At 67.5% G+C, this 26,141-nt stretch carries 26 protein-coding genes and 1 pseudogene; 11 read left to right on the top strand and 16 right to left on the bottom strand.

The genetic code is table 11. The features are described from left to right. Positions 1-16 precede the first annotated feature (16 nt). Complete coding sequence (murI, locus tag ASF06_RS14520) at positions 17-841, bottom strand: glutamate racemase (protein WP_055929662.1); 825 nt, start codon at positions 839-841, stop codon at positions 17-19. Positions 842-885: 44 nt separating this feature from the next. Here murI and ASF06_RS14515 point away from each other — a divergent pair, with 44 nt between their 5' ends. Continuing rightward, complete coding sequence (locus tag ASF06_RS14515; protein WP_082500981.1) at positions 886-2,187, top strand: nicotinate phosphoribosyltransferase; 1,302 nt, start codon at positions 886-888, stop codon at positions 2,185-2,187. 15 nt (positions 2,188-2,202) lie between these two features. Here ASF06_RS14515 and ASF06_RS14510 read toward each other — a convergent pair whose 3' ends face one another. Genes ASF06_RS14510 through ASF06_RS19235 form a run of 3 tightly spaced genes read right to left on the bottom strand, consistent with a single transcriptional unit; the run spans position 2,203 to position 5,390 of the window. Next, positions 2,203-2,508: a DUF3039 domain-containing protein gene (locus tag ASF06_RS14510; RefSeq protein WP_055948677.1), complete on the bottom strand. Its 306-nt coding sequence runs from the start codon at positions 2,506-2,508 to the stop codon at positions 2,203-2,205. Between the two features lie 54 nt (positions 2,509-2,562). Beyond that, positions 2,563-4,134 (bottom strand): hypothetical protein, encoded by a 1,572-nt coding sequence (locus ASF06_RS14505; RefSeq protein WP_157439226.1) that lies wholly within the window; start codon positions 4,132-4,134, stop codon positions 2,563-2,565. Continuing rightward, positions 4,110-5,390: an ABC transporter ATP-binding protein gene (locus ASF06_RS19235; protein WP_235501031.1), complete on the bottom strand. Its 1,281-nt coding sequence runs from the start codon at positions 5,388-5,390 to the stop codon at positions 4,110-4,112. Before ASF06_RS19235 ends, ASF06_RS14505 begins: the two co-directional genes overlap by 25 nt. A gap of 538 nt (positions 5,391-5,928) precedes the next feature. On the opposite strand from ASF06_RS19235, the gene ASF06_RS14495 reads away from it, so the two are divergent. From ASF06_RS14495 to ASF06_RS14485, 3 genes are all read left to right on the top strand, one after another. Next, complete coding sequence (locus ASF06_RS14495) at positions 5,929-6,621, top strand: phosphocholine cytidylyltransferase family protein (RefSeq protein ID WP_055929672.1); 693 nt, start codon at positions 5,929-5,931, stop codon at positions 6,619-6,621. 142 nt (positions 6,622-6,763) lie between these two features. Beyond that, positions 6,764-7,567: an ABC transporter permease gene (locus tag ASF06_RS14490; RefSeq protein ID WP_235501030.1), complete on the top strand. Its 804-nt coding sequence runs from the start codon at positions 6,764-6,766 to the stop codon at positions 7,565-7,567. Next, entirely contained in the window at positions 7,567-8,331 is a 765-nt protein-coding gene (locus tag ASF06_RS14485) for an ABC transporter ATP-binding protein (protein WP_055929675.1), read from the top strand. The genes ASF06_RS14490 and ASF06_RS14485 overlap by 1 nt, the downstream gene beginning before the upstream one ends. Here ASF06_RS14485 and ASF06_RS14480 read toward each other — a convergent pair. Continuing rightward, complete coding sequence (locus tag ASF06_RS14480; protein ID WP_055948671.1) at positions 8,328-9,008, bottom strand: hypothetical protein; 681 nt, start codon at positions 9,006-9,008, stop codon at positions 8,328-8,330. The two genes, ASF06_RS14485 and ASF06_RS14480, sit on opposite strands and share 4 nt — an antisense overlap. A 108-nt stretch (positions 9,009-9,116) precedes the next feature. On the opposite strand from ASF06_RS14480, the gene ASF06_RS14475 reads away from it, so the two are divergent. Then, complete coding sequence (locus ASF06_RS14475) at positions 9,117-10,313, top strand: MFS transporter (RefSeq protein WP_055948668.1); 1,197 nt, start codon at positions 9,117-9,119, stop codon at positions 10,311-10,313. Positions 10,314-10,337: 24 nt separating this feature from the next. On the opposite strand, the gene ASF06_RS14470 is transcribed toward ASF06_RS14475, so the two are convergent. Further along, the gene (locus ASF06_RS14470; RefSeq protein ID WP_055948665.1) at positions 10,338-11,912 is read right to left on the bottom strand and encodes a DUF7059 domain-containing protein; all 1,575 of its coding nucleotides are present in this window, start codon (positions 11,910-11,912) and stop codon (positions 10,338-10,340) included. 39 nt (positions 11,913-11,951) lie between these two features. Between ASF06_RS14470 and ASF06_RS14465 the strand changes: the two genes are divergently transcribed. Next, positions 11,952-12,464 carry a metallophosphoesterase family protein gene (locus tag ASF06_RS14465; RefSeq protein ID WP_055948662.1) on the top strand — a complete coding sequence of 171 codons (513 nt, stop codon included), beginning with the start codon at positions 11,952-11,954 and terminating at the stop codon, positions 12,462-12,464. Beyond that, positions 12,461-13,327, top strand: a complete 867-nt coding sequence (locus ASF06_RS14460) for an aminotransferase class IV (RefSeq protein WP_055948659.1) — start codon at positions 12,461-12,463, stop codon at positions 13,325-13,327. The genes ASF06_RS14465 and ASF06_RS14460 overlap by 4 nt, the downstream gene beginning before the upstream one ends. On the opposite strand, the gene ASF06_RS14455 is transcribed toward ASF06_RS14460, so the two are convergent. Continuing rightward, complete coding sequence (locus tag ASF06_RS14455) at positions 13,328-14,827, bottom strand: MFS transporter (RefSeq protein ID WP_082500979.1); 1,500 nt, start codon at positions 14,825-14,827, stop codon at positions 13,328-13,330. 108 nt (positions 14,828-14,935) lie between these two features. Beyond that, positions 14,936-15,907: an LLM class F420-dependent oxidoreductase gene (locus ASF06_RS14450; protein ID WP_055948656.1), complete on the bottom strand. Its 972-nt coding sequence runs from the start codon at positions 15,905-15,907 to the stop codon at positions 14,936-14,938. 137 nt (positions 15,908-16,044) lie between these two features. Between ASF06_RS14450 and ASF06_RS20060 the strand changes: the two are divergent. Further along, positions 16,045-17,169 (top strand): annotated as a pseudogene (locus ASF06_RS20060) (CoA transferase); the annotation flags it as partial. Positions 17,170-17,394: 225 nt separating this feature from the next. Next, positions 17,395-18,234 carry a DUF3097 domain-containing protein gene (locus ASF06_RS20055; protein ID WP_055949634.1) on the top strand — a complete coding sequence of 280 codons (840 nt, stop codon included), beginning with the start codon at positions 17,395-17,397 and terminating at the stop codon, positions 18,232-18,234. 30 nt (positions 18,235-18,264) lie between these two features. Here ASF06_RS20055 and ASF06_RS14435 read toward each other — a convergent pair whose 3' ends face one another. Continuing rightward, positions 18,265-18,768 carry a DUF427 domain-containing protein gene (locus tag ASF06_RS14435; RefSeq protein WP_055948653.1) on the bottom strand — a complete coding sequence of 168 codons (504 nt, stop codon included), beginning with the start codon at positions 18,766-18,768 and terminating at the stop codon, positions 18,265-18,267. Positions 18,769-18,839: 71 nt separating this feature from the next. Here ASF06_RS14435 and ASF06_RS14430 point away from each other — a divergent pair, with 71 nt between their 5' ends. Continuing rightward, a complete protein-coding gene (locus ASF06_RS14430) occupies positions 18,840-19,742 on the top strand; it encodes a hypothetical protein (RefSeq protein ID WP_326942010.1) in 903 nt (300 codons plus the stop codon). 25 nt (positions 19,743-19,767) lie between these two features. On the opposite strand, the gene ASF06_RS14425 is transcribed toward ASF06_RS14430, so the two are convergent. The 3 genes from ASF06_RS14425 to ASF06_RS14420 form a co-directional block, all read right to left on the bottom strand. After that, positions 19,768-20,934 carry an RtcB family protein gene (locus ASF06_RS14425; RefSeq protein ID WP_055948651.1) on the bottom strand — a complete coding sequence of 389 codons (1,167 nt, stop codon included), beginning with the start codon at positions 20,932-20,934 and terminating at the stop codon, positions 19,768-19,770. Between the two features lie 98 nt (positions 20,935-21,032). Next, entirely contained in the window at positions 21,033-21,161 is a 129-nt protein-coding gene (locus tag ASF06_RS20125; RefSeq protein ID WP_255354430.1) for a hypothetical protein, read from the bottom strand. Between the two features lie 105 nt (positions 21,162-21,266). Continuing rightward, positions 21,267-21,572, bottom strand: a complete 306-nt coding sequence (locus tag ASF06_RS14420; protein WP_055948648.1) for a GNAT family N-acetyltransferase — start codon at positions 21,570-21,572, stop codon at positions 21,267-21,269. Positions 21,573-21,668: 96 nt separating this feature from the next. On the opposite strand from ASF06_RS14420, the gene ASF06_RS14415 reads away from it, so the two are divergent. After that, a complete protein-coding gene (locus ASF06_RS14415) occupies positions 21,669-21,857 on the top strand; it encodes a hypothetical protein (RefSeq protein WP_055948645.1) in 189 nt (62 codons plus the stop codon). 26 nt (positions 21,858-21,883) lie between these two features. Here the strand turns inward: ASF06_RS14415 and ASF06_RS14410 are convergent, their stop codons facing one another. The 4 genes from ASF06_RS14410 to ASF06_RS14395 all read right to left on the bottom strand — a co-directional run bounded on the left by ASF06_RS14410 (position 21,884) and on the right by ASF06_RS14395 (position 26,013). Next, positions 21,884-23,158 (bottom strand): hypothetical protein, encoded by a 1,275-nt coding sequence (locus ASF06_RS14410; protein ID WP_055948641.1) that lies wholly within the window; start codon positions 23,156-23,158, stop codon positions 21,884-21,886. Positions 23,159-23,258: 100 nt separating this feature from the next. Beyond that, on the bottom strand, positions 23,259-24,104 hold the full coding sequence (locus ASF06_RS14405; protein WP_235501029.1) for a glycosyltransferase family 2 protein: 846 nt from the start codon (positions 24,102-24,104) through the stop codon (positions 23,259-23,261). Between the two features lie 29 nt (positions 24,105-24,133). Further along, on the bottom strand, positions 24,134-24,943 hold the full coding sequence (locus ASF06_RS14400; RefSeq protein ID WP_055929715.1) for a CDP-alcohol phosphatidyltransferase family protein: 810 nt from the start codon (positions 24,941-24,943) through the stop codon (positions 24,134-24,136). A gap of 2 nt (positions 24,944-24,945) precedes the next feature. Further along, on the bottom strand, positions 24,946-26,013 hold the full coding sequence (locus ASF06_RS14395) for a glycosyltransferase family 2 protein (RefSeq protein ID WP_055949628.1): 1,068 nt from the start codon (positions 26,011-26,013) through the stop codon (positions 24,946-24,948). Positions 26,014-26,141: the final 128 nt, after the last annotated feature.

Raw genomic sequence — 26,141 nt, 5'->3', positions numbered from 1 at the left:
GGGTTCTCCTGGTGGTTCAGCGGGCGGGGGGAAGTGTGATGACGCCGGTCTCGACCAGCTCGACGCTCGACACCTGTCGGCCGAGCATCAGATCGGCGAGGCGCATGAATTCGTCGGCGCTGTCTCCTGTGGCCTCGTATCTGTGCACGGCGGGCGCGGCTGAGGTGCGCTCGATGCCACGACTCACGAGCTCGCGGTAGACGTCGTTGGCCGTCTCGGTGTCGCTGGAGACCAGCCGGACGCCATCGCCCATGACGTAGGAGATGGCGCCCTTAAGGAAGGGATAGTGGGTGCACCCGAGCACGAGGGTGTCGATGTCGTGCTCCCGAAGCGGGGCCAGGTACTGCTCGGCGACGGCGAAGAGTTCACGGCTCGTCGTGTCGCCGGATTCCACGAACTCGACGAAGCGGGGGCAGGCCTGGGTGAACAGCTCGAGGTGCGGAGCGGCGGCGAACGCGTCGTTGTACGCCCTCGACCGGATCGTGCCTTCGGTGCCGATCACCCCGACCCTGAGGTTCTTCGTCGACGACACCGCAGCACGGACGGCGGGCTGGATGACCTCGACGACGGGAACGGAGTACCTCTCCCTGGCGTCACGCAGCATGGCGGCGGATGCCGTATTGCAGGCGATGACGAGCATCTTGACGCCCTGGTCGACCAGGGTGTCGAGGGCCTCGAGCGCGAACTCCCGCACCTCGGCGAGGGGACGGGGACCGTACGGCGATCGGGCGGTGTCTCCGATGTAGGTGATGGACTCCCTGGGCAGCTGATCGCGGATGGATCGAGCCACGGACAATCCGCCGACACCGGAATCGAAGACTCCGATCGGCGCATCACTCACCCGTCAAGACTACTGCGCGCACGAGCCGCGGATATGCTTGCCCGGTGACCGCCGCATCCTCGCTTCTGACCGACCGCTACGAACTCACGATGCTCGATGCGGCCATCCAGGCCGGCACCCATGAGCGCGAATGCGTCTTCGAGGCCTTCGCGCGTCGCCTGCCGCAGGGCCGGCGCTACGGCATCGTGGCAGGCACGGGGCGCCTCCTCGAGCTCATCGAGGCCTTCCGTTTCGGCGATGCCGAACTCACCTGGCTCGCGGAGCAGGGCATCGTGCGCACGGCGGCACTCGACTGGCTCGCCGACTACCGTTTTCGCGGCACCATCTCGGGATACCGCGAGGGCGAGGTCTACTTCCCGAACTCCCCCATTCTCGTCGTCGACTCCACGTTCGCCGAGGGTGTGATCCTCGAGACCCTGATTCTGAGCGTGCTCAACTACGACTCGTCCGTGGCGAGTGCGGCGTCGCGCATGGTGTCGGCCGCGGCCGGTCGACCCTTGGCAGAGATGGGATCGCGGCGCACGGGCGAGAGATCGGCCGTCGCCGCTGCGCGCGCCGCCTACATCGCGGGCTTCGGCGCCACATCGAACCTCGAAGCGGGCCGCAGCTGGGGCATCCCGACGATGGGCACGGCGGCCCACGCGTTCACCCTCCTGCACGACAGCGAGGAGGCCGCCTTCCAGGCGCAGGTCGACGCGCTCGGCCCATCGACCACGCTCCTGGTCGACACGTTCGACGTGCACCGCGGCGTGGAGCTCGCCGTCAAGGTGGCCGGAGATCGCCTCGGGGCGGTCCGACTCGACTCCGGAGATCTTCCCTCGCTCGTCAAGGCCGTGCGCGAACAGCTCGACTCGCTCGGCAACCCCGACACGAAGATCACGGTCACGAATGACCTCGACGAGTACACGATCGCCGCGCTGTCCGCTTCACCGGTCGACTCGTACGGGGTCGGAACCTCGGTCGTGACCGGGTCGGGCTCCCCCGCGGCCGGCATGGTCTACAAGCTCGTCGCGCACACCGATGCCGAGGGCGAGTGGGTCTCCGTCGCCAAGAAGTCGGCCGAGAAGGCCACGGTCGGGGGTCGCAAGAACCCGGTTCGTCGAATCAATTCGTCCGGGCGCGCGACAACCGAAGCGATCCATGTCGGAGAGACCACGCAGCCGGAGGCATCCGATCGCGCTCTGCTCGTGACCCTGATCGACAACGGAGTCGTGAACGAGGAGTTCACCGGGCCCGGCGGCGTCGAGCGCGCCCGGGCACACAGGGCGGATGCGATCGCCGAGCTCCCCGACCAGGCGTTCCGTCTGGGCCGCGGCGAGCCGGTGATCCCGACGCTGTACGTGTGACCGGAACGGCCGGGACTACTCCGGCTTCAGTCCCTCGTAGATGCGCTTGCAGTCAGGACACACCGGAAACTTCTCGGGGTCGCGGCCCGGCAGCCACTTTTTGCCGCAGAGAGCCTTGACGGGCTTGCCGGTCATCGCAGATTCGAGAATCTGCTCCTTCTTGACGTAGTGCGAGAAGCGCTCGTGATCGCCGGGCTCGATGGCCTCCTGCTCGAGCAGCTCTTCGAGCTCGCGATCGAGGGTCGAGGTTCCACCGCCCTCGCGGGGACCGCCCGGCTCGGCGATGCTGGCTGACGGACGGGCTGACGAAACGTGACTCATGCGTCCAGTCTAATTTCACCGGATGCGTTCACGACCCTGTCGTTCGGCAGCCGATCAGTTGCGCAGCGCCGCGGCCAGAATGTCGGGACCGCGTCGATCGAAGATCGCCCCGCCGATGACGGTGCCGGCGATGAGCACGACGAAGCCGGCGCCCGCGCCCCACCACAGCGACGGCCAGAACGCCGACTCGTCGCCGAGAAGGCCGAGGATGGCGTAGTAGACGGAGGGGGCCGCGAACAATGCGGTGAACAGAGCGAACGCGATCTGCACCACGAATCCGGTTCCGCCGCCGACCTGCGGCTGCGAGAACGGCCCGTCGCCCGGTCGCACGGCCGGATAGGGGAAGACGGCGGAGAGGAGGTTTCCGACACCGAGCCCGGCCAGGAGCAGCACCGTGCTGACGCCCAGGAGCGCCGGCAGCGCCTCGAAATCGTCTGCGAAGAAGGCCGCCGCCACCGACCCCACGGCAATGAGGGGGACTCCCATCGCGAGAACTGGCACGACGCGCCCGAGCCGGTCGGCGAAACCGACACGACTTGCAGACACGTGCAGCCAGATCGCCGAATTGTCGAGCGCCACATCGTTGTGCACCGAGAAGGCCAGGGTGGCGCAGAGCGCCGGCACGGTGAGGAGAACAAGATAGGTGAGCGGAATGCCTGCGATGACGAACGCGAGGAAGACGACCACGAGGAACCCGAAGACTCCGATCACGGGCACCGGATACCGGGCGTCGCGTGCCCAATACGTGAAGCTGCGGGCGGCGACGGCGCCCGACCGGGTGGATGGCGTGCGGGCGAACCAGCCGAGGTTCGCGTGTTCGCGTTCGGGCACGGATCGTTGAGCCGTGACGAGAACTCGCGCGACGAGAGCACGCCACGACAGCCACAGCAGAGCGAGGAATGCGAGCGAGATCAGCAGTTTGATCGTCACCTCGCCGCCGGAGACGCCCGTCGCGACGTCGGCCGGCAGAGCCCATGCGGCGCCCAAGGGGCTCCAGCTGAGGGCATCTGCCGCGGCGCCGACGAGACCCGAGCCGTCTCGACCCCAATTGACGCTGAACCAGAGCACCACGGCGGGAGAGGCGAGAACGATCAGCAGAACAGTGATGAGGCCTGCGGTCTCGCGCGATCGGCGAGTAGAGAGACCCACTGCGGCGATGAGGGCGGCCACGCGCGAAGCGAGCACGATCGTCGAAACCGCGATCAGTGCGGCCAGAACGGCGAGAAGCGTGGTGGCGGCGTTCTCAGACCAGACCGGCACGGTGAAGACGGCTGCCACGAGCGTGAGAACAACGGGCACGCTGACCGCGCCGGCGATGGCCAGCCCCCTGGCCAGGGTCGCCGCGGGGATGCCGAACAGCGCGAATCTGCGGGGGTCGAGCGGGTCGGGAACCGACGACACGAGGGGCACGACGATGAAGGCCAGAACGACGACCGAGCCGCCCAGGATCACCGCGGTGCGGGCCCCATCGGATCCCGCGTCGAGCGAGGAGAGGGCGATCACGCACGCGACCGTCAGCGCAAGACCCACCAGGGTCGCGACGACGATGCCTGCGTTCTGCTTGGCGGTGCGGTTGAAGGTGTTGGCGAGAAGCGCGAACTTCAGTTTGAGGAATTCAGCAACCATTCCATGCCTTCCGCTGCCTTGCGCCCACCGGCGAGCTCGACGAAGCGGTCTTCCAAGGTGCCGTCGCGCCTGACCTCATCGACCGTTCCCTGTGCGAGAACCTGTCCCTGCACGATGATGGCGACGCCGTCGCACACCCGCTGGATCATGTCCATGCTGTGGCTCGACAGAACAACCGTTCCGCCCGTCTCCACATACTTCTGCAGGATCTCGATGACGTTCGCCGCCGAAACCGGGTCGACCGATTCGAAGGGCTCGTCGAGCACGAGGATGCGAGGCGAGTGGATCATGGCCGCGGCCAGAGCGATCTTCTTCGTCATGCCGGCCGAATAGTCGGTGACCAGGCGCCCGAGTGCGTCTTCGAGGCCGAAGGCCGCCGCAAGGTCGTCGCTGCGCTCTCTGACGGTCTTGTTGTCGAGGCCGCGGAGAGTGCCGGCGTAGTAGAGCATCTGACGCCCGGTCAGGCGATCGAACAGGCGGAGACGGTCGGGAAGGACACCGATGATCTTCTTGGCCTCGGCCGGATTCGCCCAGACGTCGAGGCCGTTGATCGAGATGGTTCCCGAATCGGGTCGCAGGAGTCCGGTGACCATCGAGAGCGTCGTCGTCTTGCCCGCCCCGTTCGGGCCCACGATTCCGTAGAACGAGCCCTGTCGCACCTCGAGGTCGATTCCGTCGACGGCGATCGTGCTGCCGAACTTCTTGATGAGTCGCTCGATCGAGAGCACGACGGGCTGCTGTGCGCGGAATGCGGCACGCTCGGCGGCCTCGGCCTCGGCGAGTGCTGCGGCCTTCTTCTGCGCCGCAGTCATCCTCGCGGGTTTGGGTGTCGTCTTCTTCGCGGGTGCGCTGATCGGAGTCGCTGACGGATCGAGCACGATCGGCGCGTCGGATGCCGACGGTGCGGCTTTCGAACGGGGCGCTGCGGGCTTGCGCGGCGCACGGGGGGCGGAGGGCACGCGAGCCGAGCCGGACGCGGCCTTCGTGGCAGCGGCGCTTCGCGCACGGGGAGATCGCGGAGAAGCAGGACGCGGCTTGGTGCCGGCGTCGTCAGGAGAGGCGGTCTCATCGGGAGAGGCGGACACGTCGGGAGAAGCGTCATCGACACCGGTCGGCTCGGACGCGCTGCCCGGACCGGTCGTCTGCGCGTCGTCGGCCACGTCGCTGTCGGCCACATCGGTCGGAGACTGGGGTGTCACGTCGTCCTCTTCGCTGGTTGCGCCGATCGCGTCGACGCCGGGGTCGGCGGGCTTCACCGGTCGGACTGGATTGCGCGGCTTCGCCGTGCGTGACGGGCGAACCGTCGTGGTGGATTTTGCCGCACCTGCCGAACGAGTCTTGGCTGTTCGAGCAGATGAAGGCTTTCGTGCTGATGTCGATGCATTCGTGGTCTCAGAACGTGCGGTGCGGGCACCGGCCACGGGTTCTGCGTCAGAGGATTTCAGCTCCTCGTTCAACTCGTCGTCGCCTTCGCCCCCGGTCGTTGAAATATCTGACTCTGAGCTCACCGAACTTAAGGTATCAGCCGAGACCGACACTCGCATTCATGAAGGACACACACTGATGCGCTTTCATCCCCGACTTCACTCCCCGGGAAACAGCTGGAGGTTATATCACGAACACGAAACAATGGTCGATCCTCACGTGACCCGAAAAGAGGGACACGATACAGTGAAGTGCGACATAACGGAGTGTCCAGCGCCTCTCAATCGGCTTAACGGTTTCTGAATACTCGATTCCTGGGCCGATGCGCAGTCTTGTCCTCATTACTTTCGCACCATCAAGGAGATCATCATGACCACCCAGGTAGTCATCCTCGCCGCAGGAATGGGCAGCCGCCTCGGCCGCAGCCTTCCGAAGCCTCTCACTGAACTCAACGATGGCCGCACGATCATGGGTCAGCAGTTCGACAACATCCACCACGCCTTCGGCAACAGCGCCAAGGTCACCATCGTGGTGGGCTACAAGCTCGAGCACATCATCGAGGCGTTCCCGCAGGCATCCTTCGTCTACAACGAGCAGTACGACCAGACCAACACGTCGAAGAGCCTCATGCGCGCCCTGCAGGCGTCGGGCCCCGGCGGTGTGCTGTGGATGAACGGCGACGTCGTCTTCGACCCGGCCGTTCTCGATCGCGCCGCCGCGATGATCGCCCGCGAGCAGTCCTTCGTCACGGTCAACACATCGAAGGTCTCCGACGAAGAGGTCAAGTACACGACCAGCGCCGAGGGCTACATCAAGGAGCTGTCGAAGACCGTCAAGGGCGGTCTGGGCGAGGCCGTCGGCATCAACTACATCTCCGCCGCAGACAAGGCCACGCTGCTGCGCCAGCTGAAGGTCGTCGGCGACCAGGACTACTTCGAGCGGGGCCTCGAGCTCGCCATCGAGCAGAACCGGCTTCTCGTCGAGCCTGTCGACATCTCAGACCTCTATGCAGTCGAGGTCGACTTCGCCGAAGACCTGGAGCGGGCCAACCTCTTCGTCTGACGCGTCCCAGCGTCCGAATCCATTCGGGCACCAGCTTCGAGTCCATGCCCCTTCGCGCCGATCATCGATCGGAGCGAGGGGGCATGATTCGTGTGCGGGATAGAGTGGAGCGTTGTTCTTCCAGAGAAATGAGAAACGGCACGTGACGACGACGCTCAGCGAGGTGCGGCCGAACCAGCGCACCCCGTTCGCGCGGTATCGCAACGCCCTCTGGCTGCTGACCCGCCGCGATCTCCGAGTTCGTTACTCGACGTCTGCGCTCGGATACGTGTGGTCGATCCTCGATCCCCTCGTGATGGCGCTCATCTACTGGTTCGTCTTCACCCAGGTGTTCCAGAAGTCGGTGGGCGAAGACCCGTACATCGTCTTTCTGCTGGCCGCCCTGCTGCCGTGGATGTGGTTCAACGGCACGACCGCTGACGCAACGCGCGCATTCCTCCGCGAGGCGAAGCTCATTCGTTCCACCAAGATCCCCCGCACGATCTGGGTGAACCGCCTCGTGCTCTCCAAGGGCATCGAGTTTGTCGCCAGCCTGCCGGTGCTTGCGGCATTCGCCATTTTCGCCGGCGCCACCCTGCACGTCGAGGTCCTCCTCTTCCCGCTCGCCATCCTGATCCAGGGAGTCCTCACGGTCGGGGTCGGCCTCATCGTGGCCCCCCTCGTGGTGTTCTTCCGCGACCTGGAGCGCGCCGTGAAGCTCGCCCTCCGTGCCCTGTTCTACGGATCTCCGATCATCTACAGCACGGCCGACCTGCCCGAGCAGCTGCACGTCGTCGCCGCGTTCAACCCTCTGAGCGGAATCTTCTCGTTGTACCGCGCCGCGTTCTTTCCCGAGCAGCTCGACTGGTATCTCGTCGGTGTGAGCGCGGCGATGTCCGTTCTTCTGCTTCTCGTAGGCATCCTCGTGTTCCGACGCACCGAACGTGCCGTGCTGAAGGAGATCTGATGACCGACTCCCCCGTCATCACCGTGGCCGACGCCGGCATCCGGTTCAAACGCAACCGACGTTCGAGACGCAACTTCAAAGACCTGTTCGCCGGCAGGCTCCGCCGATCACGCCCCGGCGAGTTCTGGGCCCTCCGCAACGTGAGCTTCACTGTGCAGCAGGGCGAGGCGATCGGTGTCATCGGGCGCAACGGTCAGGGCAAGTCGACCCTGCTCAAACTCGTCGCCGAGGTCGTTCTGCCCGACGAGGGTTCGGTTCGGGTGCACGAGGGGGTCGCACCGCTCATCGAGATCACCGGCGGCTTCGTCGACGACCTGTCGGTTCGCGACAATGTCTACCTCACCGCGGGCCTGCACGGCATGACCAAGGCGCAGATCGACGAGCGGTTCTCGCGCATCATCGACTTCGCTGAGATCGGCGACTTCCTCGACACGCCCTACAAGCACCTCTCCAGCGGCATGAAGGTGCGGATCGCCTTCTCCGTCATCTCGCAGCTCGAAGAGCCGATCATCCTCGTCGACGAGGTGCTGGCCGTCGGTGACAAGGCGTTCCGCGAGAAGTGCTACCGACGCATCGAGGAGTTGCTCGCCGGCGGCCGCACGCTGTTCTTCGTGTCGCACAACGAGAAAGACCTGCGGCGCTTCTGCACCCGCGGGCTGTACCTCGACAAGGGTTCCCTGGTCATGGATGCGCCGGTGTCGGACGTTCTCGCCCGGTACGCCGCCGACTACCCCGTCTCGGTCGCACCGAAGAAGCAGGCCTAGAAGTCGAAGCCCCCGCCCAAGTCGCCGCCTCCGAAATCTCCCCCGCCGGCGTCTCCGAAGCCACCGCCATCAAAGCCACCGGCATCCGCGCCGCCAGCATCGGCACCGGCAGCATCCGCACCGCCCGAATCGGCGCCACTCGCGTCCGCGCCGCCAGCATCCGCGCCCGATGCCTCGCCTCCACCGAGGTCGGGCATGAACGCCTGCGCGATCGCGGAGCCGACGACGATGCCGGCCACACTGCCGAGCAGCGAACCGGCGAACATCGAACCCATGCCCATTCCGAATCCGCCCTGGGCCGGTGCTGAGAGGGAACGCTCGAGGGTGCCCGGGTTACGGAGTTCGGAACGGGTTGCGGCCTGCGCGAGCGCCGGGGCGCTCTGATCGCGCGGAGCCTCGCCGGTCGGTGCCTCGGCACTGAGCTGAGCGAACAGCTGCGCACGCTGCTCGGGCGTCAGCCGAGCGAAGGCCTCTTCGTGCACCTGCTCGATGGTCTCGGGCGGCGCCGTACGCAGCAGGTAGCGGTAGCGCTCGATGGCGATGTCGTCCTCGGAGCGGCCGCCCGCCTGTGCATCGCGCACCGCTCCGGGCGGCGTTCCATAGTCGGGCGCCGCCTGCGCAGCTGCAGCTGAGGGCTGCTCCGGCTCACGTCCGAGAAGCTTGTCGATGAATCCCACGACATGTCCTTTCGATCGACTCAGGCATCCATTGTTGCGACCGAGCCTGTGGCCCGGCTGAACCGGCGGCATCCGAGATAATGGAGAGTGAACAGTTCGCGCGGCTCCATGTCCACCTCCCGCGCGATGCCGTGGTTCCTCCTGGCGGGCGTCGTCCTCTTCGCACTGAACCTGCGAGGCCCGATCGTGGCCATCGCGCCCGTCATCGGCCAGATCCGCGACGACCTCCACCTCTCTGCCGCGACCGCCGGGCTGCTCACGAGTCTCCCCGTGCTGTGCTTCGCCCTGGCGACACCCGTGGCCGCGGCTCTCATCGGTCGTGCCGGACCGGAACGCGCCGTGCTGATCTCGCTCGCGGGAATCCTGGTAGGAACGTTGATCCGCGCCCAGGGCGGCTTCGCCGTCGCCGTCATCGGCACAGTCGTGATCGGTGTCGCGATCACGATCGGCAACGTCGTCGTTCCCGTGGTCGTGCGCCGAGACTTCCCGCCCGCGCGGGTCGGCATCGTGACGGGTGTCTACACCGCGACCCTCAATGTCGGCGCGATGCTGACCTCCCTCGGCACGGCTCCACTCGCAGACTGGTTGGGCTGGCGGGCCGCAATCACCGCCTGGGCCGTGCTCATCGTCGTCGCCATCATCGTGTGGGGACAGGCAGCCGGATGGCGCAGGTCCATCCTCGGCGACCGCGGTCCGGCGCTGGACGTTCTCGACGCCCCTACCCCGCATTCCGCATCGTGGCGGAGCCTCACCGCGTGGCTGCTGATGCTCGCGTTCGGCGGGCAGGCGTTCTCGTATTACGGAATCACCACCTGGCTTCCCACGATCCTGCATGACCTCCAGGGGCTCGACGCGAGATCTGCGGGGGCCAGCTCCGCGGTGTTCCAGATCCTCGCCGTGGTCGGCGCGCTCGGGGTTCCCCTGCTCGCTGGCCGCTGGCGCCCGGGCTCCGTGGTCGCGCTCGTGGGTGTGCTCTGGCTCGCCATGCCGGTGGGGCTGCTGGTGAATCCGAGCCTGTGGCCCCTCTGGTCGGTGCTCGGAGGCGCAGCTCAGGGCGGCGGCATCACGATCGTCTTCATCATCATCGTGCGCATGTCACGCAGCGACGACCAGGCTCGGGGCATGTCCGCGTTCGTTCAGGGCGGCGGATACCTGCTCGCCGCGACCGGACCGACGATCGTGGGCGCCGTGCACGAGGTCTCCGACGGATGGTCGGCACCGTTGCTCGTTGTCGCCGGCTCGGTGCTGGCACTCATCGCCTTCGGGCTGATCGCGGCGGCAAGGGTTGAGGCTCGACACCCCTGATGCGGGGGCGTGTCTCTCGGCCCGTCAGACCTCGGCCGTCGGAAGCAGGATGGCGTCGTCGAGAAGCGCGCGCACCCGTGGCAGCAGCTCGTCGAGGAGAGCCGTCTCATCGACCGACAGCAGCTGCGCCAGTGCGCCGCAGATCGCGCCGATGGTGAGTTCGCCGTCGCAGGCGCCCACGAGGGCCGCGAGCCCTGTATCGATCGGGGTCTGACGACCGAAGCCGCCTCCCTGCCTGAGGATCATGGCGGTGGGATCGTCGTCGCCCGGCCAGTAGTGCCGCTCGACGGTCACATCGGATGCGACGACCAGCGTCGACGCCGCAAGCTCGGCGTCGCTCCGCCTCGTCTGCCAGTCGTGGCCGGCGAGGCAGTCGCTCAGATGTGCACCGAGACCGGAGCCGGAGCCTCCGAGCGGGCCATGCAGCTGCTCGAGACGGCGGAGCGGCGACGGCGTCGCCGGCGACGCCGCATCCGGTCGCCTAAGCATCACGTAGCCGAAGCCGACCTGCTCGACACCGCGGTGCTCGAAGTCGTTCAGCCACGCGCCGTAGAGCCGATCGAACTGCGGCGAGGCGGGCGTCGTGCCGCCGTCTCGGATCCAGGTCTCCGCGTACTCGTCGATGTGCTGAACGTCGCGTTCGATCACCCAGACGTCGACGACCGGATCCGTCGTCTCGTCGAGCCACCCCTGCACGCGATCGAGCCCCGCCTCGGCGTGCGTGTACTCCCAGTTGCCGAGGAATTGGGCGATTCCGCCGGGTGCGAGATGCTCCCCCGCGTGATGCACGACGTGCTGCACGAGGGCGTCGCCGACCATGCCTCCGTCTCGGTACTCGTAGCTCGGCACTCCCTCTGCCCGCGGGGTGATCACGAACGGCGGGTTGGAGACGATCTGGTCGAACGTCTCGTCGGCGACGGGCTCGAAGAGGCTGCCCAGACGGAACTCGATGTTCTCGAAGCCGTTGAGCTCGGCGTTCAGCGAGGCGATGTCGAGGGCGCGGGCGGAGATGTCCGTCGCGACGACCCGGCGCGCGTGACGTGCGGCGTGCATGGCCTGGATGCCGCAGCCGGTGCCCAGGTCGAGGGCGCTGTCGACGGTGCGCTGGATCATGAGTCCGCTCAGAGTCAGGGATGCACCACCGACGCCGAGCACGTGATCCTCGCCGACCGCATGCCCGAGCGAAAGTTCTCCCAGATCGGACATGATCCACCAGCTGCCCACGCCGAGCTGGTCGATGAAGCTGTAGGGGCGCAGGTCTGCAACGGGTCGCACGCTCTCGTCGTGCTCGTCTACTGACGAGATCAGGCGGAGCTCCGCGGCGCCCTGGATACCCAGGCTGGGCAGCGCCTCGGCGAGCAGGGCAGGCGCGACCGGCAGACCGAGAACGAACAGTTCGGCGAGCGTCGCCGTCGCTGTCGAGCGACCCAGGGTGCTGCGCAGGCGGGCGAGGGCACGCAGTGCTGGTACGCGCTGATTGCGGTGCAGCGCGGTATCGGCGTCGGGACCCCAGAGCCCGGACAGGGCGGAGACGGTGAACCCCGCGGCAGTGAGATCGGAACGGAGGGCCGCGATGAGGTCGCGCTGGGGATGAGTCACCCCCTTATTCAATCCCACTCGCACTGTCAGACTGAACGGATGAGCACTCGCATCGTGATGATCGCAGACACGCACCTGCCCAGACGGGCGAAGGCTCTCCCCCGCTCGGTGTGGCAGGCCATCGACGACGCCGACCTCGTGCTGCACGCGGGCGACTGGGTCGACGAGGCGACCCTCGACGATGTGCAGTCCCGATCGAAGCAATTCGTGGGCGTGTACGGAAACAACGACGGCGACGGCCTCAGATCGCGTCTGCCCGAGATCGCACGGCTCGAGGTCGAGGGCCTGCGGTTCGCGATGATCCACGAGACGGGGGCGGCGACGGGCCGCGAGGCTCGCATGGCGGATATGTTCGGCGATACCGACGTGCTCGTCTTCGGCCACAGCCACATTCCGTGGGACACGACGGCCGCCACCGGCCTGCGCCTGCTCAATCCCGGATCGCCGACCGATCGTCGACGACAACCCCACTGCACCTACCTCACCGCGGTCGCCGACTCCGGCGAGCTGCGAGACGTCGAACTGCACATCGTCGACAGGGACCCGTCATGACGAGCTCACCCGTCGTTCTTCTTCTCGAGCCGTCGGGCATCAGGAAAGTCGATCCCCGGGAGCCCCAGCTGGCCGTGACCGACTGGGGTGCGACCCGGGGCGACGGCGTCTTCGAGAGCGTCAGCATCATCGACGGCCGGATGCCTCCGCTCGACGCCCGCTTCGATCGTCTCGAGGCGTCGGCGAGGGCGCTCGACCTGCCCCTCATCGATCGCGCCCGCTGGACGGAGGCGCTGGCGATGTCGATCGAGGAGCACGATCCGGTGGAGCGCCTGGCCGTGACTCTCGCCATGACACGGGGCATCGAAGGCGGTGACGGCACGCCCACGGCGTGGCTGCTGGCCCGACCCGCCCGCGATTTCACCGGCATCCGGCGCAGCGGCGTCTCGGTCGTCACGCTCGATCGCGGCTATGCCAGCGACGCGGCGGACGGCGCGCCCTGGCTGCTGCTGGGGGCCAAGCACCTGTCGTACGCGACGAATGCGGCGGCGCTGCGCGAGGCATCCCGTCGCGGTGCCGACGACGTGATCTTCACGTCGACCGACGGACTCGCCCTGGAGGGGCCCACGTCGAGCCTCGTCGTGCGACGCGGCGACGTCGTGGAGAGCCCCGGCGTCGAGAGCGGGATCCTGGCCGGAACGACGCAGGCGACGGCGTTCCGGTTCTTCGAGTCACGAGGTCTGCGAACGCGGTTCGCGCCGATCCGCGCCCGAGACCTCGCCGACTACGACGCGCTCTGGCTGGTGTCGAGCGTGCGCCAGGCGGTTGCCGTGCACATCCTCGACGGTCGTTCGATGCCGGTCGACGAGGAGCTGACGGCCGAGCTCAACGACTGGCTCGCACGCGCCGCGCGCAGTGAGTGATCAGTCCTTGCCCGGTGAGACCACGGGAATGCTCGCCGTCTGATACACCGTCTCTCGCCGCGGCAGGAAGAGCGCGAGGATGGCCCCGGCCAGGGCGACCGCGGCGGCGAGCCCGAACGACCACTGGAAGGCGGCCGCCGTCGGGATGGCGCGTTCCCCCACGATGTCGACGTGCGACGAGAGGATCACGCCGATGACCGCCGCGGCGATCGTCGACCCCAGCGTGCGCATCACGGAGTTGAATCCGTTCGCCGCTGCCGTCTCCGATGCGGGCACCGCGTGCATGATGAGCGTCGGCATGGCGGCGTACGCGAAGCCGACACCGAATCCCACCGCGGTCGCGACGAGCACGGCGTGCCAGACCTCGGTCATCAGGCCGACGGCCACGACGTAGCCCACCGCGATGATTGCCGATCCCAGCACGAGAGACGTGCGCGGCCCCTTGCTCGCCGACAGACGCGCCGCGATCGGCGAGAGGAAGAACATCACGATTCCGCTGGGCATCAGGCAGAGGCTGGCGATGAACAGCGTCTGGCCGAGGCCGACTCCCGTGTCGGTGGGGGCCTCGAGCAGCTGGGGCAGCACGGCCACGCTGGCGAAGTAGGCGAATCCGACGGTGATCGACGCCAGGTTCGTCAGAAGCACTGGCCGTCGCGCAGCGATCCGCAGATCGATCAGGGGATCGGATGCGCGGAGCTCGTAGACGCCCCACACGACGAGCACGGCGGCTCCCCCGACGAACAGGCCGATGGTGCCCGGCGTCGCCCAGCCCCACTCGTTGCCCTTCGACACCGCGAGCAGAAGTGCCACGAGCCCGATTCCGAAACCGATGGCGCCGATGTAGTCGAACGAGCCGCCGGTGCGGAGGGTGGAGACGGGAACGATCGACAGCACGAGGACGAAGGCGAGAGCAGACAGCGCGGTCGCCATCCAGAACAGCACGTGCCAGTCGAAGGTGTCTGCGACGAAGGCGGCCAGCGGCAGTCCGAGCGCGCCCCCGATTCCCAGGGTCGAGCTCACCAGGGCCACGGCGGCGCCGAGCCGCTTGGGGTGCAGCACGTCGCGCAGAATGCTGATTCCGAGGGCGATGACGCCGAGTCCCACACCCTGCAGGGCGCGGCCCGCGATCAGCACGGTGACGTCTTGGGCGAGCGCGCAGACGATCGAACCGATCACCGTGATCGCCAGCAGGAGCAGGGTGATGCGGCGCTTGCCGAACATGTCGCCGAGGCGACCGGAGATGGGGGTGGTGATGGCCGCGGCCAGGAGGGTGGCCGTGAGCACCCACGTGGCATTGGAGCTCGACGTGTCGAGCAGTGTCGGGAGTTCGGGGGTGATCGGCGTGACCAGCGTCTGCATGACCGCGGCCGTCAGGCCGGTGAGCGCGAGGGTGAAGACGATCGCCCGCTCGCTCGGGGTGCGCGTGAGTCTCGCGCGCTGCCGTCGCTCTCGTGCGGTCTGGTTGGTGGATTCGTCGGGGGCGTCGGTAGAGGGGGCCATAGGCCGGGTGGTGCCTTTCGAAAAGAGGGTGCAGGTTCGCAACCACGTGGGCGCAACCATTCCGACCGGGAGTTTATGCCCGATGGCCCCCTCCGCCGATCCGCCGGGTCAGAGTGCGCGGAGCTTCTCGAGCAACGGTTCGGCGACCTCGTCGAGGAACCGCTGCTGCAGCTCGTCGCCGATCTGCACGATCGCCAGGTCGGTGTATCCGGCGTCGAGGAACGGTCGGGCGCTCTCGGCGAGCTCGTCGAGGTCGGGACCGCAGGCGATCTGCTCGGCCACGTCCTCGGGCCGCACGAATTGGCTCGCCCCCTCGAAGCCCGCCGGCGTCGGCAGGTCGGCGTTCACCGCCCAGCCGCCCGCGAACCAGCGGAACTGGTCGTGTGCCCGGGCGATCGCATCCTGCTTGTCGGGCGCCCAGCTGATGGGGATCTGGCCGATCGAGCGCGACGGCGCTCCGCCCGATCGGGCCTTCGTCCAGCCGGCGATCAGGTCGGCCGACGGCTCCGTCGAGATGAGGTGGTCGCCGAGCGGGGCGAACCTCTCGATCGACTTCTCGCCCGACACCGCGATGCCGATCGGAACGCCTCCGTCGGGGGCGTCCCAGATGCGTGCGGAGTCGACCCTGAAGTACTCGCCCTCCCAGGTGACCAGCTCGCCGGTGTGCAGTTCGCGGATGATCGTGACGGCCTCCTCGAGCATGTCCTGGCGTGGCGCCACCGACGGCCAGCCCTCGCCGACGACGTGCTCGTTGAGGTTCTCGCCCGATCCGAGTCCGAGGATGAAGCGGCCGTCGCTCAACAGCTGCATCGTCGCCGCCTTCTGCGCGATCACGGCCGGGTGGTAGCGCATCGTGGGGCAGGTCACATAGGTCGCGAGCTCGACGCGTTCGGTGGCCTGCGCCACGGCTCCGAGCACCGTCCAGGCGTAGGGCGCGTGCCCCTGCTCTGTCAGCCACGGAGAATAGTGATCGCTCGAGACCTCGAAGTCGAACCCGGCCCGCTCGGCGTCGACCGCGTAGCCCACCAGCTCCTTCGGGCCGCTCTGCTCTGTCATCAGGGTGTAGCCGAACCGTGTCATCGATGCGCCTTTCTCATGGGTTTTCTCGTCGCTTTCCCTCCACGCTACGAGCCGCCCGAGCAGCGCGGGCGGGGGTTGCCCTCGTGCGGGGCCGTGTGCTGGCCGACGCATCGCAAGAACCGGAGTAGCGTGCTGACATGCCGTCGCCAGACACCGGAGTGACCCCGCCCGACCTGACGCGACTTCGCCGGCTTCTACCGTCGGCCCTGGATGTCGCGGGGCTGGCTTCGCGCAGCGTGACAGACTTCGCCGGCGCCGTGTCCGCCCATCTGCTCGCCTCGGGTGGCCGACCCCGACGGTGGGTACTCGACGCCGACCGCATCGCCGCTGCCTACGGCAGCGATCGACTCCTGCGGCTGCACGGTAAGCCCGTCTCGATGTTCGCCGAGCTCTCGGGATTCTTCCCCACGCGCGACGGCTGGATCAGGACACACGCGAACTATCCCCATCACCGCCAGCGCCTCTGTCGCGCCGTGGGTCTGCCGCACGACACGGCCGCCGCCGAGTTCGCGGCGACCGTCGCGGCCTTCGACGCTCACGCCATCGAGGAGGCAACCTGGGCCGCCGGCGCCCTGGCCGTTCGGGTGCGCGAACCCGGCGAGTGGACGCCCTCCGCGGCCCGCTCCGGCAGCGAAGCGATTACCGGGCGGCGCTCGAGCCCTCGGCGACCGCACGCCCCGCAGGAGGCTCCCCTGTCCGGCATCCGGGTTCTCGATCTGACCCGGGTGATCGCCGGGCCCGTGGCCACCCGCAGTCTCGCCCTGCTCGGCGCCGACGTGCTGCGCATCGACCCGCCCACGATGCCCGAGATCGCGGTGCAGCACGTCGACACGGGCCAGGGCAAGAGGTCCACGCTCCTCGACGCGAAGACCGCCTCCGGGCTCGCGGCGATCAACGCCCTGCTGGCCGACGCCGACGTTCTCGTCAGCGGCTACCGACCCCAATCGATAGAGGCGCTCGGTCTCGAGCTGCCTCCGGGCCTGGTGCACGCCACGGTGGATGCCTGGGGCGACACGCCCGGATGGCAAGACCGACGAGGCTTCGACAGCCTGGTGCAGGCCGTCACGGGCATCTCGATGATCGAGTCGAAGACCACCGGCCCCGGGCCGTCCGTTCCGGGCGCTCTGCCGGTGCAGGCGCTCGACCACTCCGCCGGGTACATGCTCGCCGCGGCCGTGGTGCGTGCGCTGACCGACCAGATCGACGACCCACGGGGTCGACGAATCTCGGTGTCGCTCGCGGGAGTGGCCGCGGAGCTCCTCCAGGGTGACCGGTACACGAGTGCTCCCGAGCGGCCGGCGCTGGGCGACGACGTGGTGGTCACGCACGGCGATGTCACGACGGCGCGACCCGCCCTCGCGGAATTCGCCGACTACGCGGCCCCCGCGCATCCGCTCGGCGCCGACGCGCCTGTCTGGTTGCGATCGCCGCAGCCCACCCAGCGAGCCTCGCGGGTCGGCGGCTCGCGTCTTGCTAGCGTCGACCAGATGAACAACGACGACCGCTACGGCTCCGATGTGCTGGCCGACTTCTCACGACGCCCGGCGAAGATCGACCTCCCGGTCGTCGAGGCGGTCACCGACCTCGTGCTCGAAGACGTCGCCAGCGACTTCTGCGGCTCCGTCGTGCGCATCGAGGGTCGCATGGTCGAGCTGGAGGACCGCAAGGGCCGTCGCCGCATGTTCCCTCTCGGACCGGGTTTCCTCCTCGAGGGAACACCCGTGGCCGTGCGCGCGCCCCGCACGAAGCAGACCGGACTCGGCCGCACCGCCTCAGGATCGATCGCCGGGCCCCAGGAGCGCGCCCGCGTGGCCCGCGCCAGTCGCATCTTCGTCGAAGGACGCCACGACGCGGAGCTGGTAGAGAAAGTCTGGGGTTCCGACCTGCGCTCCGAGGGCGTCGTCGTCGAATATCTCGAGGGCGTCGACCACCTCGAGGAGGTTCTCGCCGAGTTCCGCCCCGGCCCCGGTCGGCGCGTGGGCGTACTGGTCGATCACCTGGTGCCGAACTCGAAGGAGAGCCGCATCGCGGAGAAGGTGGCGCGCGGCCCGCACAGCGCCAACGTGATCGTGGTGGGGCATCCCTATGTCGACGTGTGGCAGTCGGTCAAGCCGCAGCGGCTGGGCCTCACCGAATGGCCCGTGATCCCCCGGTCGATCGAGTGGAAGCACGGCATCTGCGAAGCCTTCGGGTGGCCGCACGCCGAGCAGGCCGACATCGCGCGCGCATGGCAGCGCATCCTGTCGCGCGTGTCGACCTACACCGACCTCGAACCGCAGCTGCTCGGCCGGGTCGAGCAGCTCATCGACTTCGTCACCGCCGAATAGCCGCAGAATAGCGCCGAGCAGCCGCAGGCCTCACCATCCGAGAGTGCCGGGCGCGCCCTTGAACGGGCCGACGACGCGCGACGTGATCCACCCGCCGTAGAAGTCGCCCTCCTGGGGCGTGACCGTCTCGCCCGCGACGGTGCAGGCATCCATCGCCCCCGGGTAGACGGCGACCCGGTCTCGCAGCTCGTCGAAGCCCGCGGTCGGCGAAGGATAGAACCAGCCCGCGCCGGCGGCGACGACATCGCCGCCGCGCACCGTGACGTACTTCGCCGATCCTTTGAACTCGCAGAACGAGCTGCCGGGCGCCGGGCTGAGTGCGCCGTCGGCGAAGTCGGCCCGAGGCAGGTAGTAGACGGGCGGATGGCTCGTCTCGAGAACACGCACCGCGTCGACGCTGTCGGCGATGACGACCCCGCCGAGGGTGATCCGGATGCGTTCGGTCGATTTCTCGACGCGAGGTGGGCGCGGGTAGTCCCACACCGATTCCTGGCCGTCGGCGGGTGTCTGGGCGTTCGAGGGTCGTGGACTCATGTGTCGAAACTACGCTCTCCCGGGTACGGATCGTAGGATGATCACCCCACCGACCGAACGAAGGATCATCAGTGGCGAAGAAGCAGAAGCAGATCGGCGAACCGCAACCCGGCCCCACGGTCTACGATCCCGACCTACACCCCCAGTTCACCCGCGGAATCGATGGGCTTCTCAGCGTGCACCGCCCCGTGGTGATCGCGCACATCAAGTCCATCCGAAAGATGCACCCGAACGCATCGACCGAGCAGATCATCAAGATCCTCGAGAACAGATACCTGGCCGCGGTGACGACCGGGGGCGCGGCGGTCGGCGCCAGTGCCGTGATCCCGGGCATCGGCGTGGGAGTGTCGCTGGCCCTGACCGGCGTCGAGACAGCCGGCTTCCTCGAGGCGAGCGCCCTGTTCGCCCAGTCGATCACCGAGGTGCACGGCATCGCCGTCGACGATCCCGACCGAGCACGCACCCTCGTGATGTCGATGATGATGGGCACCGCCGGCGCCGACCTCGTGAGGCAGCTCGCGGGCCAGGTGGCGGGAACGGGTGCACCGCGAACCCAGTACTGGGGAACCCTCGTCACACGCAGCCTCCCGCAGTTCGCCGTCGGACCGATCGCCGACCGGCTGAAGACCACGTTCCTCAAGCACCTCGCCGCCCGCACGGGCGCCGGAGCGGTCGGGCGCCTCGTGCCCTTCGGCGTGGGCGCCGTCATCGGTGGAACCGGAAACCACATCCTGGGCCGCAAGGTCGTGCATAGCGCCCGCTACGCGTTCGGTCCTCCGCCGCCGTTCTTCCCCGCGAGCCTGGAACCGAAGGTCGTGGTGCCCCGCGAGAAGAAGGCGCCGAAGCAGAAGGAGATCACGACGGGCAAGCCGTCGCGGCTGCCGCGCATGCTCACCCGTTCGAAGAAAGCATCCGAGCCCGAGGTGCTGGCTCCGGATGCGCCGGGCTCGGAGTGGCCGGACGTTCGGATCTGATCGGATCCGAACGCCGGCCACCCGGTCAGTCGCCCTTGACGTTCACGATCTGGCGAAGCGTGTGCTTCACCGACACCAGGTCGGCCGCGTCGAGCATCACCCTGTCGATCGGCTTGTAGGCCTGCGGGATCTCGTCGATGAACGCGTCGGTGTCACGGAACTCGATGCCGACCATCGCCTCGCGGAGCTGCTCGTGGGTGAACGTCTTGCGCGCCGCCGACCGGGAGTACTCCCGGCCCGCGCCGTGCGGCGACGAGTTGAGGGCGACGGGGTTGCCGAGGCCTTCCACAATGTACGACGCCGTGCCCATCGACCCGGGGATGATGCCGGGGCGACCGGAATCGGCCTTGATGGCACCTTTTCGCGATAGCCACACCCGCTTGCCGAAATGCACCTCGCTCTCGGTGAAGTTGTGGTGGCAGTTGATCCGCTCCTCTTCGATCACCGGCGTCCCGATCCACTCCGACATCTGGCGCATGACCCTGTCCATCATCTCCTCCCTGTTGAGCAGGGCGAAGTGCTGGGCCCACCGCAGCTCGGCGATGTAGCGGTCGAACTCCGGGGTTCCCTCCACGAGGTAGGCGAGATCAGCATGCGGCAGGTCGATCCAGTATTTCTTGGCGACCTGCTGGGCGACCCTGATGTGCTTCTGCGCGATCTTGTTTCCGACGCCGCGGCTGCCCGAGTGCAGAAAGAGCCACACATCGTCGTGCTCGTCGAGCGAGACCTCGATGAAGTGGTTGCCTGACCCGAGCGTTCCGAGCTGCAGTCGCCAGTTCCCGGCGTAGGACGCGGGATCGAACCCCGCAGCCTCGGCCAGCTCCTCGAGCTGTGCCACACGCGGTTCGGCGGTGGCGACGACGGTGCGGTTGTAGCGACCCGCCGACAGAGGGATGGCCCGCTCGATCTGCTCCCGGAGCTCGCGGAGAGCCCCGGTCAGCTGGGGCCGAGTGAACTGGGTCTTCACGGCGATCATGCCGCAGCCGATGTCGACGCCGACGGCCGCCGGAATGATGGCGCCGAGCGTGGGAATGACCGAACCGACCGTTGCGCCGAGGCCCAGGTGGGCGTCGGGCATCAGGGCCAGGTGCGGGTAGATGAACGGCATCGTCGACGCGGTGCGTGCCTGCTCGATGGTCTTCTCATCGAGGATGCTCGCCCACGAGATGAGCCGGTTGGAAAGCGTTTCCATGATCCATTTCTCTGTGTGGTGTGCTGGTGATACCCGGGCCGCAGGGCATAAAAATAGCCCCGCGCCTCAGGAGGCACGGGGCTGAAGACGAGAAGCGTCTACAGCACGTGTGCCATAACGAGGGTGATGCGCTGTTCCGACTGGAGTCGATCTGCCGGACGCTGCTCGAGGGTCGCCGAGGACAGGTAGCGTGCGTTCGACTTCATTGAATTGACGTTGATCGTCATGACACTCGTCCTCTCGACTCTTCGGCGCGCATCGCGCTCGGGGCCCGCGCCGGTCGACGCAGACTGCACACACTAACCGAGGCTGTTCGGCGGCGTCAACCGACGTCACTGCCCGCGCGTCGGCCTGTCGACTCCGGCGGGCGTGTCGATGAGGTCATCGAAATCGTCGTGCTTCGCGAGGTACGCAGAGACCATCGGGCAGCGCGAGACGATGCGCATCCCCTGTGTGCGGCAGTCGCCGAGTGCGTATTCGATCAGTTTCGTCGCCAGCCCCTGTCCGGCGTGCTGGGCGTCGACCTCGGTGTGGAGAAAGATCCTGCGCGGCCCTGCGTCGCGATAGAAACACCGACCGACGACCTCGCCGTCGATACTCAACTCGTAGCGATGGCCGGTATCCGCGATGTCGATCATGGTCTCTATTCTGCGCCGTATCCGCGACTCGCACACCTCTATGGTGAATCGCTGAGAGTCGACTGCTAAGCTGTGACGAAGTTATCGATTCGTTACATGAAGGCAGAAGGCGAGGTGAGAGCACTGTTCACACGATTGACGGCGGAGATCACTCCCGTCAGCACGACCTTGGCCGACACGGGGGTGGCGTTCGTTCCCATGCTCATCGCCGCGGCCGTCGTGCTCGTCGTGATCGGTGTCGCCGTCGTGCTCGTGCGCATGCGCCTCGCCCGCGTCGACCGCTGAATCCGCGCCGCTGACCTGAGCCGCCGCTACAGCGACTCGTCAGTGACCGGAGCGTGCTCTTCGACAGGACCGTCGTCGGCGTGAAGGTCGGCGTTGCGCTGCCACTGGCTCATGAGTCCGTCGACAGCCTCGTGGAACCTGCGGGTCGTGGCACCGGGCGTCGTGTCTCCGAAATAGCGCTCTACCCAGAAGGCGAGACGCGCCTCCGCCTCGGGATCGTGCTCCAAGGCGTCTATCCGAGCCACGATGTCGGCGGACTCGTCGGCGTCGAGCCACTCGGCTTCGAACAGGTACCCGCTCGAATCGATCTCGGCCAACGCGTTCGCCGGCCTGGTGACGAAGAGCGGCTTTCCGCTGGCGAGACGGTCGTAGACCATGGCCGAGATGTCGACGATCGCCATGTCGGCGGCCGCGAGCTGCCATCCGAGTTGGGGTCCGTCGTCGAAGACGTGCTGCGCCCTCGGATCTGCGGCATTGGCCTGGGCGATCATTCTGATGATCTGCTGGTTCGCCGCGGCATAGCTGGGGTCGACGACGCCACTCCGCGGATGGGGCCGGTAGATCACCCTGTGCTGTCCCGTCGCGAGCAACTGCGACACGAGGGTGACCCCGTGCGTCGCGATCGAGCCGTAGGCAGCCGACGGCCTGTCGCCTTCCCACGTCGGCGCGTACAGCACCACGCGTCGCTCATCGGGCGTATACGGCACCGGACCCGAATAGTGGTCGGCCTGCGGCCGTCCGATGCGGATGGCCCGCTTATCGAAGTCGTAGTCCCACAGAACACGGTTCAGCCGAGCGACCGCCGCCTCGCCCGCGACAAGGCTGTAGTCGTAGGCCTTGAACTGGTTCGTGGTCATGTACATCTTGTCGCTCTCACCGTGGTTGATGAAAACGTGCCAGCGGCGCCCGTAGCGCATCATCTGGAAGTTGCGAGCGTTCTGATTCACATAGAAGACGATCTTGAGCGGCTGCTCCTCGATCATGTTCTCGAGGTCGATGACCTTGCGCACGTACGCCGCGGGAACGGGCGACTCGTCGAGAAGCGTGTTCATTGCCGACGGGCTGCGACTGAGAATGACGACTGGCCAGGTCTTCGCGAGCTCGGCCAGTGGTTCGTACCACTGGCGGAGCTGGTAGAGGTTCACGTCGCCGTCGGCGAAGTACACGGCGATCTCGAAGGTGCCCGGGGCGAATGGCGGCCGACCGGCGAGCTTGTGGACCAGTTCGCCCCGCGTGCGGCGTGACTTCAGGAGGTCGAGTCCGACCTTGAGACCGAGTCTGGCGTCACGAAGAATTCCCACGATTCAAGGGTACTCAGCGTCTGCGAAGGCCCCCGACCGGAGGGCCGTTCCGGTAGCCAATCGTGATGAAGACGCCGAGGCTCGGCTGGCGCGACGGCGACTAGACGATCGGCGGCCGGCCGGCCATGGTCATCCGGAGCACCGTGCGCCACCGCATGGGCCGACGTTCGCCGGCATCCTCCCGCCACCCGGCCATCCAGCCGCCGAACCAGGCGCGCAGCTGGGCGGGTCGCCGTGCCCAGCGCAGAATCTGGATGCCGGTCCACGAGCCCACATAGATCGGCACGAGAACCGCGGGCAGATTGCGTTTAGCGAGCCACACGCGGTTGCGCGCGTTGAGCCGAAAATAGTAGGAGTGCCTGGTGGGCTCGATCGCGGGGTGGTTCGCCACCAGGTTGCCCGCGTACCAGGTCACGAGTCCCTCGTTCCAGACACGCCAGGCGAGCTCGATGCCCTCATGGGCGTAGAAGAACGGGGCCGCCCATCCCCCGGTGGCGTCGAACACCGCACGGGGCAGCAGCACCGCCCCCTCCCAGACGGAGAAGACGGGCGACGACACCCTCGGGTCGCCCTTGCGGATGCGCGGGGTCCAGCGTCGAGGGTTCGTGACGCCTGTCGGGTCGACGACCCGGGGCTGCACCAGTCCGATGCGCGGATCAGCTCGGATCAGCTCGATCGCGTCGATCAGGAAGGTGGGCGACGGGATGCTCGCGTCGTCGTCGAGGAAGAAGATGAACTCGCCGGAGACCTGGCCGACGCCGGCGTTCCGGCCCGCCGGGATGCCGACGTTCTCGGGCAGCGCGAGAGCCGCCACGCCCTCGGGCAAGCCGGTGGGCACCCATCCGTTTCCCACGCACACCACATCGAGGGTCACCCCCGTCTGAGCCAGGATCGACTCGAGCCCGCGGCGCAGATCGTCGGGCCGTGTGCCCTGGGTGAGCACCACGACTCCGACCGTGGCGCGAGCGTCGTCGGCTATGAGCGCACCCGCTTCGACGCCATGATCGCCACGAAATGGCCGATGAGCGCCAGCACGGCGAGGGGCAGAAGCGCGCTGAGCAGGATGCGGTCGGCCAGCGGCCCGCCGATGAAGAGGCCGAGAACGGCGAAGGCGAACGCGAGCATCGTCAGCTCGACGGAGTGGTACAGCCGGTGGAACGGCACGAATCGGGCGAGCCTGCGCAGACGGGCCACGAGGCGCTGCGAGGGCTCGGACTCGCCCTGCTTGTCGGCGAGCTTGCTGAGCCCTGCGTTCGCGCGTGCCACATGGACCATGTCGTTCAGGGCCTTGTTCAGTACGATCACGAGGGCCAGAGCGAACCCGAGGGTCGTCCAGAGATAGTCGGCCGGAGCGTCGAAGGGGAAGCCGGCTGCGCGGATGCCGAGGGCGATCGGGATCAGGGACTCCGTCGTGTAGTGACCGACCTTGTCGAGGAAAACCCCGGCGGGCGACGACGTTCCCCGCCACCGCGCGACCTCGCCGTCGCAGCAGTCGACGAGCATCTGCAGCTGGCCGAGCACGAGGGCGAGGGAGGCTCCGCCGATGCCGGGAATCAGCAGCGCGGCCGCGGTCGACCAGCCGACGAGGATCATCAGGCCGGTGACGCCGTTGGCGGAGATCGACGTCTTGAGCAGAAGCCACGTGAGATAGGGAGAGATGTTGCGGAGATAGAGCGACGCGGTCCAGTGCTCGGCATTGCGGCGTCCCCGAACCTCGGGGGGCTGGGCGACCGCGCGCAGCTCGGCGATCGAGGACGGTCGTCCTCGCGAAGACGTGGGTGACACGGTTACCTTCCGGTGTGCGCGGTGATGTTGCTCGTGAGCTTCAGGAACCCCAGGATGAAGCCCGTTCCCCAACTGAAGTGAATGCACGGCAAGACTACGAGAAACCAGGCACCCGTGCGAAAACCGCGGCGGGCGGTCACGACGATCGAGGCCACGATCACGAGGAGCACATAGAGGATCGGAAAGACGAACAGGGCGGTGAAGATCCATGAGATCACCAGCGCCGCCCCCTGGGCATTGCCGACGAGCCCGAAGTAGCCGAAGCATCCGAGCAGCAGGCCGAGCACGACCGAGAGCACGGCGACGGGCGGCACGAAGTACTTGAGTGCGTTCGAGCTGAAGAAGCGCCGCGCCAGGTCACCGCGCCAGAGCCCGGTGGAGAAGAACTGCCGGGCGAGCTTCTCGGGCGTCGGACGTGGGCGGTAGGTGACGGTGAGCTTCGGAGTGAACCAGACGACTCCCCCCGCCTCGCGCAGGCGCCGGTTCAGTTCCCAGTCCTGGCCGCGGCGGATCTCCTCGTTGAACAGGCCCACGCGCTGGATCCATTCGCGGCGGAACACCCCGAGGTACACGGTCTCTGCTGGGCCCTCGGCGCCTCCGAGGTGGTGCTGACCTCCGCCGAGACCGATCGCGGAGCCGTACGCTGTGGCGACCGCGTTCTCGAACGGCGTCGTGCCCTCGGCCTGCATGATTCCGCCGACGTTCGCCGCGTTCGTTCTCGCCATCGTCTCGACCGCGATGCGCGTGTAGTCGGCGGGGAGAACGGAGTGGGCGTCGACCCGCACCACGATCGGGTTCTGAGAGGCGTTGATCGCCACGTTCAGTCCGCTGGGGGTCGAGCCGGTCGGGTTGTCGATGACCTGGATGCGCGGGTCGACCCGGGAGAGCCGCTCCACCAGTTCTGTGGTGCCGTCGATGCTCGGTCCGAGAGCGACGATCACATCGAAGGGGCCGCGGTAGTCCTGCGCGAGCAGGCTGTCGATAGCGGCCTCGACATGAGTCACCTCGTTGAGCACCGGCATGACGTAGGAGACGCCGGGCAGGGAGCTCGCGGGGGTGTTCGGGGTCATGGCATCCACTCGTTGTGTTCGGGTGCCGTGTCGCACGCGGGATTCGATACTGCTGCGCCGACGCTGGCCGATAGAGCCTATCGCAGGGCCGTCTCGAGGCATCGATCGGTCGCCACGTGGAGCACGCA

This window comes from Agreia sp. Leaf244 (assembly GCF_001422695.1).
Classification (GTDB): Bacteria; Actinomycetota; Actinomycetes; order Actinomycetales; family Microbacteriaceae; genus Agreia.
Note: the sequence above shows the minus strand (reverse complement) of the source record. Positions and strands in the feature narration are given on the sequence as shown.

Bases quoted from the DNA above. Each gene is read 5' to 3' on its own strand.
- ASF06_RS14510 (WP_055948677.1), bottom strand. From the start codon at position 2,508: ATGAGTCACGTTTCGTCAGCCCGTCCGTCAGCCAGCATCGCCGAGCCG.
- ASF06_RS14505 (WP_157439226.1), bottom strand. From the start codon at position 4,134: ATGGTTGCTGAATTCCTCAAACTGAAGTTCGCGCTTCTCGCCAACACC.
- ASF06_RS14495 (WP_055929672.1), top strand. From the start codon at position 5,929: ATGACCACCCAGGTAGTCATCCTCGCCGCAGGAATGGGCAGCCGCCTC.
- ASF06_RS14485 (WP_055929675.1), top strand. From the start codon at position 7,567: ATGACCGACTCCCCCGTCATCACCGTGGCCGACGCCGGCATCCGGTTC.
- ASF06_RS14475 (WP_055948668.1), top strand. From the start codon at position 9,117: ATGTCCACCTCCCGCGCGATGCCGTGGTTCCTCCTGGCGGGCGTCGTC.
- ASF06_RS14465 (WP_055948662.1), top strand. From the start codon at position 11,952: ATGAGCACTCGCATCGTGATGATCGCAGACACGCACCTGCCCAGACGG.
- ASF06_RS14460 (WP_055948659.1), top strand. From the start codon at position 12,461: ATGACGAGCTCACCCGTCGTTCTTCTTCTCGAGCCGTCGGGCATCAGG.
- ASF06_RS14455 (WP_082500979.1), bottom strand. From the start codon at position 14,827: ATGGCCCCCTCTACCGACGCCCCCGACGAATCCACCAACCAGACCGCA.
- ASF06_RS14450 (WP_055948656.1), bottom strand. From the start codon at position 15,907: ATGACACGGTTCGGCTACACCCTGATGACAGAGCAGAGCGGCCCGAAG.
- ASF06_RS20055 (WP_055949634.1), top strand. From the start codon at position 17,395: ATGAACAACGACGACCGCTACGGCTCCGATGTGCTGGCCGACTTCTCA.
- ASF06_RS14435 (WP_055948653.1), bottom strand. From the start codon at position 18,768: ATGAGTCCACGACCCTCGAACGCCCAGACACCCGCCGACGGCCAGGAA.
- ASF06_RS14425 (WP_055948651.1), bottom strand. From the start codon at position 20,934: ATGGAAACGCTTTCCAACCGGCTCATCTCGTGGGCGAGCATCCTCGAT.
- ASF06_RS20125 (WP_255354430.1), bottom strand. From the start codon at position 21,161: ATGACGATCAACGTCAATTCAATGAAGTCGAACGCACGCTACCTGTCC.
- ASF06_RS14420 (WP_055948648.1), bottom strand. From the start codon at position 21,572: ATGATCGACATCGCGGATACCGGCCATCGCTACGAGTTGAGTATCGAC.
- ASF06_RS14415 (WP_055948645.1), top strand. From the start codon at position 21,669: ATGAAGGCAGAAGGCGAGGTGAGAGCACTGTTCACACGATTGACGGCG.
- ASF06_RS14395 (WP_055949628.1), bottom strand. From the start codon at position 26,013: ATGACCCCGAACACCCCCGCGAGCTCCCTGCCCGGCGTCTCCTACGTC.